The sequence below is a fragment of the Mesorhizobium sp. M7A.F.Ca.US.014.04.1.1 genome (assembly GCF_003998745.1).
Taxonomy (GTDB): domain Bacteria; phylum Pseudomonadota; class Alphaproteobacteria; order Rhizobiales; family Rhizobiaceae; genus Mesorhizobium; species Mesorhizobium ciceri.
Map to the genome: position 1 here is coordinate 1 of NZ_RZRW01000336.1, position 6,501 is coordinate 6,501.

The 6,501-nt window shown below is 62.2% G+C and carries 6 protein-coding genes; 4 read left to right on the forward strand and 2 right to left on the reverse strand.

What is annotated here, in order from left to right; translation table 11 throughout:
- Window positions 1-307: hypothetical protein (locus EOA22_RS21090; RefSeq protein WP_127390198.1), on the forward strand; the 307-nt coding region annotated here is incomplete at its 5' end.
- Window positions 308-322: 15 nt separating this feature from the next.
- Here the strand turns inward: EOA22_RS21090 and EOA22_RS21095 are convergent.
- Window positions 323-535, reverse strand: coding sequence for a hypothetical protein (locus tag EOA22_RS21095; RefSeq protein ID WP_013529263.1), 213 nt, complete (start codon window positions 533-535; stop codon window positions 323-325).
- A 306-nt stretch (window positions 536-841) separates the two neighbouring features.
- Between EOA22_RS21095 and EOA22_RS21100 the strand changes: the two genes are divergently transcribed.
- Window positions 842-1,756 (forward strand): DUF2865 domain-containing protein, encoded by a 915-nt coding sequence (locus EOA22_RS21100; protein ID WP_063169150.1) that lies wholly within the window; start codon window positions 842-844, stop codon window positions 1,754-1,756.
- Window positions 1,757-1,879: 123 nt separating this feature from the next.
- Window positions 1,880-2,116 carry a hypothetical protein gene (locus EOA22_RS21105; protein WP_013529265.1) on the forward strand — a complete coding sequence of 79 codons (237 nt, stop codon included), beginning with the start codon at window positions 1,880-1,882 and terminating at the stop codon, window positions 2,114-2,116.
- An 87-nt stretch (window positions 2,117-2,203) separates the two neighbouring features.
- Here EOA22_RS21105 and EOA22_RS21110 read toward each other — a convergent pair whose 3' ends face one another.
- On the reverse strand, window positions 2,204-2,554 hold the full coding sequence (locus EOA22_RS21110) for a hypothetical protein (RefSeq protein ID WP_013529266.1): 351 nt from the start codon (window positions 2,552-2,554) through the stop codon (window positions 2,204-2,206).
- A 191-nt stretch (window positions 2,555-2,745) separates the two neighbouring features.
- Here EOA22_RS21110 and EOA22_RS21115 point away from each other — a divergent pair.
- A partial coding sequence (locus EOA22_RS21115; protein WP_164755697.1) for a PAS domain-containing protein occupies window positions 2,746-6,501 on the forward strand: 3,756 nt, incomplete at its 3' end.

A 6,501-nucleotide genomic window follows, 5' to 3' on the forward strand; every position in this document is an offset into this window, starting at 1 on the left:
GTCAAGTGCAGCTGAACTCAACACGATGGACGATGTCGGGGCCGCGATCCAGGCTTGCTGGACACCGCCGGCGGGAGCGGGAACCGCCAGCGTCACCTTGAGCTTCAGCTTCAAGCGGGACGGCACGCTGATCGGCCCACCGAGGCCGACAGCCATCAAGGTGGAAGGCGATGCCAAGGCGAAGAAGTCCTTTGTCGACGCCGCAACGACCGCCTTGCAGAATTGTCTGCCCCTGACCTTCTCAGCGAAACTGGCGCAAGGCATCGCCGGCAACGTGTTCACGTTGCAATTCGCCTCTCCCAAGTAGGCACCCGCCGCCGGCTCAATGGTGACTGCGCCGTGCCGCGGCATGCCGGGCAAGATCGGGCGTTTCGAAGACGTAGTCGTTCCAGGCCGATTCCGGAACCTGACCGGCCAGATAGCATTCCAGCAACAGGCTTTGTTCGGGATTGAGAGGCCTTGGCGCGCGCTGATCCAGCCCCAGCGAGTGAAACAGGTTTCTTGTCAGGTCCGAGACGGTGAAGTGGATCGACATCTGCGTTCTCCCTTTGGTCCTTCAACGCGGAAGACCGGGCAAAGGTTTCGAACGCCTGGCGATAATGGCGGTCCGTTTCGTTGCAGGTCCGCGGCGAGGGTCGGGCTTGCGCTTTCCTTTGAGGTTCGTCTCAATCTTGAAATAAAAATGTAATATCGAATTTACACGAGATGACATAATACAATAGACAAAAGCTTACCCCGGCTGAAGTTCTTGAGATAATTAGAGTTTACTCATATAGCTGAAACTTGTGTAAGTTATGGACTGTAATTCCGGGTTCTCCGCAAAAAGGACCGAGTTGTCCCGATGATCCGTTTCTGGCCTTCCATGGTGGTCGCATTGATTTCGCTGGCGGCGGTTTTGTTCGGGACGCTTCCGTCCTACGCGGACAGCTGCGGCGCGATCAGAAGCCAGTTGCTTTCGGGTGGCCGCAGCAACGGGGCGAACCCGGAGCTTGCTCAACTGCGCCGGCAACTTGCAGCCATCCAGACTATCGAGAGACAGCGCCAGTGCACGGCGAAAAGTTCGCTTGGTGGTCTCTTCAACGCTTGCGCCGATCTCGCCAGGAGCCGCTCGGATGTGCAGCGCCGGATCGCTGCCGCCGGGAATTCAGGCCGCGACACGGCGGGTCTGCAGGCGCGCCTCGTGGCGCTTGGCTGCGCGCCTTCGGCAAAGCAACGGTCTGCGCGCGCCGCGCCCGGCACCCAATCGGCGAGCACCACGTTCGGCGGCAATGCGATGCTGTTTTGCGTGCGTCTGTCGGACGGGTATTTCTTCCCGGCGCCAAAGTCGCAATTCGCCGCCAGCGGTGATCTGAAGGAGACGGCCGATCAATGCCGTTACATCTGCGATGACCCCAGCGTCGACCTCTACACGTTGAACGATGCCAGCCTCGAAACCGACCAGATGGTCGCGCTCGACACGCGCAAGCCTTATACCGAACTGCCGGCAGCCTTCAGATATCGCGATGATGCGAATTTCAAGGCATGCGACGTCAAGCGATACTACCAGCGGGTCACCGAACTGCGAGCCAGGACTGTGACGCCCGCCAACATGCGCAATGCCATTATTCCGCTGCCGACGGCGAAGCCGGATCTCGGCACGGTTGCGGCCGTCCCTGGAATCGATGCCGAAGCGCCAGGTGCCGCCCAGCACCTTTCGATCGAGGCCGGCAAGCGGTCGGTGCGCGTGGTCGGCCCGGCGTTTTTCCCGGCCGAATGATCGCCGGCTTCCCCAATTGGCGATCACCGGTTGCGGCGTGCCTGCTGCGATGCGGTTGCCTGATCCGGCTGGAACAGAGAGGCGCTCATGGCGTTGTGATCGACATCAGCCGGGAGAAACGCCGTGGCTACGTTCCGGGAAATGCGGGTACTGGAGATCGTCGAAGATGACTCGCTGACCACCGAACAGAAAATCGCCGAACTGCGCGAGATCGAATCCGAGGCGCGTGGGCTGCAGCGGGCTGCCTCGGAGGGTCCGATGGACGACGATGACGGCTGGCAGGAAGATCTGCGTCAGGTTCGTCTTGCACTCGACAAGCTCGGTGCGAAGGAGCCGAAAAAGGGCGCTGCTTCACTGTGAGGCCGGGTCACCGAAGCTATCCGCGGATCGCGTCTTGATCGCATCCCATCCGAAAACCGGGTCCCGCTTTTAGGGACCCGCTCCGATCTAATCGCAGACCATGCGAGCTCTCTTGCCAGGCTCGCTGACGTTCCTGCAGGTCAGCGGCTTCGCTGGCGCCGATAGGGAAGCGGACGCAGGCAACCTCGTCTGGTGCCGTCTCGGTGCGGCATGGCTGACCTTGCGCTCGGAAAAACGCCGGTCCGGCTGCGGCGCCACAGGAAAAGCGCCGTTCTCGACCTCGGATTGCCCATAGTCGACATTCGGTGGCGGCCGATCCCAGAATCGCCGGACATCAAGCGGTCTCGGGATGACGACCGTGCCGTCATAACTGCGCGAGCAACCGCCGCCGAAAAGCAGCGCCAGCCCCATGAAAAAAGGCACAATCCGTCCAAGCATCAGCAATACCCCTGCCGTTGCTTATATAGCGGGTTCGACCCCGCCGACAACCGGGCGGAATGAAGCAGACCGCGCCGCGCAATCCTGTCCAACCGACCGTTAAGGTTAGCGGATCCTTAATGCTTCTCGGGCAGATTCCGCCGACGAACCGCGGAGGAGGGTTCGGCCTTGGTTTTCGGGGTGGGGACGGCATGGCGGAAGCGGACGAAACAATCGGCGCGCGCGGCAAGCGCGGGCCTCGCAGATCCACAGTGCATGGCGACGATGCCTCATCGTCCGCCTCTTGCATGGATTCGAACGATGCGCTTCGCCAACTCGTCGAAGCCGGTTCGGACTGGGTCTGGGAAACGGACGCCGAACTGCGCTTCTCCTGGCTTTCGCAAAATTACCAGGCCGCCACCGGCATCGATCCGGCAAACGTGCTTGGCCGGTTCCGCTTCGACTTCCTCAACCAGGTCCTGAACGGCGATCGCAGTGGCGCGGCGCATCTGGAGGATCTGCAGGCGCACCGGCCTTTTCGCGACTTCGTCTATGAGCTCAAGGCTGGCAGCGCCGACTGTCGCTGGGTTTTGACATCAGGCTTTCCAAAGTTCGACGACGAAGGAAGATTTGCCGGCTATCGCGGCATCGGCCGCAACGTCACGGCTCTGGCCGGCGCCTTCAAAAGTCTGGGGCGGGAACCATCGGGTGACGGCGAGCCCGACCAGCATCTGGCCGACCTCGAGCGGACGATGGACGCCATGCATATGGGCGTCGTGCTTCTCGATGCCAGGCTCGACACGCTGATCGTCAACAAGGCCTATCGCGACCTCTCGAGGATTCCGGACGGCGCTGTTGCCGTCGGCGCTCCGTTCAGCCTGTTGATGGAGCTCAACCGCCGCAGCGGCATCTATGGCGACATCGACGAACAGCAATGGCAGCGCTACCTCGCTACTCGCCTCGACGAGATTCGCGCCGGATCCGTCGCGCCGCGCGAATTTGTCCATGCCAACGGCAGGACGATGATGTTTTCGGTGACGGCGTTGTCCGGGGGCAAGCGGCTGCTGACCTACTATGAGGTCACCGAGATCAAGCAGCGCGATGCGGAGATCAAAAACGCCAATGCCAGGAATGCCGAGACCTTCGCCAGTCTCCGCACAATGGTCGACCAGATGCCGATCGGTGTCCTCGTGCTCGACGCCGATATGCGCGCCGAGATCATCAACCGTGCTTTCTATGATTTCTGGCAGATCGACGCCCGGCGCGCCGAGATCGGCTGCAGCTTCCGCGATCTGATGGACGCCAGCCGCGACATCGATCCGTTTGGTGCCGACGATGCGTCATGGCAGCGGCATGTCGCCGAGCGCGAGGCGGAAATCAGGGCCGGTACCGCCGGATCGCGGCAGTTCCCGCGCAATGACGGCCGCACGCTGATATCGTCGATGGCGCCGCTGGCCGGCGGCAAGCGGCTGATCTCCTATGTCGACGTCACCGACATGAAGGACCGGGAGGCCGAACTTGCCGACGCGCTGGAGAAAGCGCGGCTGGCGGAAGCGGTGATCAACGCCGTCAAGGATCCGATCTTCGTCAAGGACGACCATCTGCGTTTCGTCTTCGTCAACGAGGCGTTCGCCGCTCTGTTTGGCCAGACGCCGCAAGCCATGCTCGGCAAGCCCGGCGGCGATTTCCTCCCAACGAACGCTGTCGCGCTTTTCGAGCAGAGCGAACGTGACGTCCTTGCCACCGGGCGGCCGTACGAAGTGGAAGAGAATTTCGAGGCCGATGGCGCCTGCCGCTCGCGCATCGTCCGGAAGAGCCGCGTCGGCATGGCCAGCGGCCGCAACTACGTTGCCGGCTTCCTGTTCGACATTTCCGACATGAAGCGCCGCGAGACGGAGGCGCAGGACGCACGCAAGCATCTCGCCAGCGTGCTGGAATCCTTGCCGGCCGCCGTGATCATCTACGATCGCGACGACAGGTTCGTTTTCGCCAACCGCAAGATCCAGGATACGCTGCCGGCCTTGAAGCCGGCGTGGCAGCCCGGCTGTACATTCCGCGAAGCACTCGTGCTGGGTCATGCGAACGGCTATTTCCGCAGCAGCGGCGATCCGCAAATCGACCAGCTCTACGACAGCGATCATGACCGCTGGCTGGACGCGATCCTCGCCCGCTACCGCTTGCCCAGTTCCTCCTACGAGCGTCACAATCCCGATGGCCGCTGGTATCAGGTCTACGACATGCGGACCGACGACGGCACCTTCATCGGCGTTCGCGTCGACATCTCCGAGATCAAGAGCCGCGAGGCGGCATTGCGCGATTCCATGCGCCAGATCGACCTGTTCCGGCATGTGATGGACGAGTTGCCGGTGGCCGCCTTCATCAAGGCGCAGGACCTGAGCATCGAATTCGTCAACAAGGCCTGGTGCGCGATCACCGGCTTGGCCAAGGAGGATGTCATCGGCCGCACCGACCGGCAGTTGTTCGGCGCGCAGGACGCGGATGGCTACAGCCATGACGACACGCAAGTCGCCGTGACGGGCGTCGTCAAGGAGGTCGAGGAACCCGTCACCCATCGCGACGGCACGGTTCGGCAGTTGATGACCCGCAAGAGCCGCCTGGTGGCGCTGGACGGGTCGGTGCATCTGGTCGGTTCGAGCACCGACATCACCGACGTCAAGGCACGCGAGCGTGCGCTGGAAGAAAGCATGCGCGAGAACGAGGTGTTCCGCAGCCTGATCGACAATGTGCCGGTATCGATCTACGCCAAGCGCTCCGATCTCAGGCAGTTCTATGTCAACAAGGGTTGGTGCGATCTGACGGGCTTCAGCAAGGAAGAGGCCATCGGCAAGACCGACATCGAGATTTTCGGGCCGGATGGCGAGGCCTTCGTCAATGGCGACCTCGCCGTGCTGCGCACCGGCGAAACTCAGGAGGTCGAAGAGACGGTCACGCTGGCCGACGGCAGCGTCAGGCATCAATTCGCCCGCAAAGGCGCGATGATCGCCTCCGACGGTTCGCTCTACCTGATCGGCTCGACCACCGACATCACCGAGCTGAAGATGCGGGAGGCCGAACTGCGCGAGGCGCGTCAGCGCGCCGTGCTCGCCGACCGCGCCAAGTCGGAATTCCTCGCCAATATGAGCCATGAGATACGCACGCCGATGAACGGCGTGCTCGGCATGGCCGAACTGCTGGCCAAATCGGACCTCGACCCGAAGCAGAAGACGTTTACCGACATCATCGTGAAGTCGGGCAATGCGCTGCTCACCATCATCAACGACATACTGGATTTCTCCAAGATCGATGCCGGTCAGTTGGTGCTCGATCCGGCGCCCTTCAATCTGGCCGAGGCGATCGAGGACGTGGCGACGCTGGTGTCGACGCGCGCCAAGGAGAAGGACCTCGAGCTGATCGTACGTGTCGAGCCTCGGCTCGAGAGCCTATTCATCGGCGATGTCGGCCGCATCAGGCAGATCGTCACCAACCTGCTCGGCAATGCGGTGAAATTCACCGATGAGGGCCATGTGCTGGTCGACGTCACCGGCGAGAGGGTTCCAGCCGGAACGAAGCTCACCATTTCGGTCACCGATACGGGCATCGGTATCCCCGAGGAAAAACTGAAACTGGTCTTCGAGAAATTCAGCCAGGTCGACACTTCATCGACGCGGCGGCACGAGGGGACCGGCCTCGGCCTCGCCATCACCTCGCGGCTCGTCGAGCTGATGGGCGGCGACATCGGGGTCGAAAGCGCCGAAGGCAAGGGTTCGACGTTCTGGTTCTCGGTGACGCTGCCGAGGGCCGGACAGCAAAACGGGCAACGCATCATGCCGATCGACGTGACCGGCGCGCGTGTCCTGATCGTCGACGACAATGCCGTCAACAGGGCGGTCCTGACCGAGCAGATGACATCATGGACGGTCGATTCCTGCGCGGCCGAACGCGGCGCCGAAGGCCTCAAGGTGCTGATC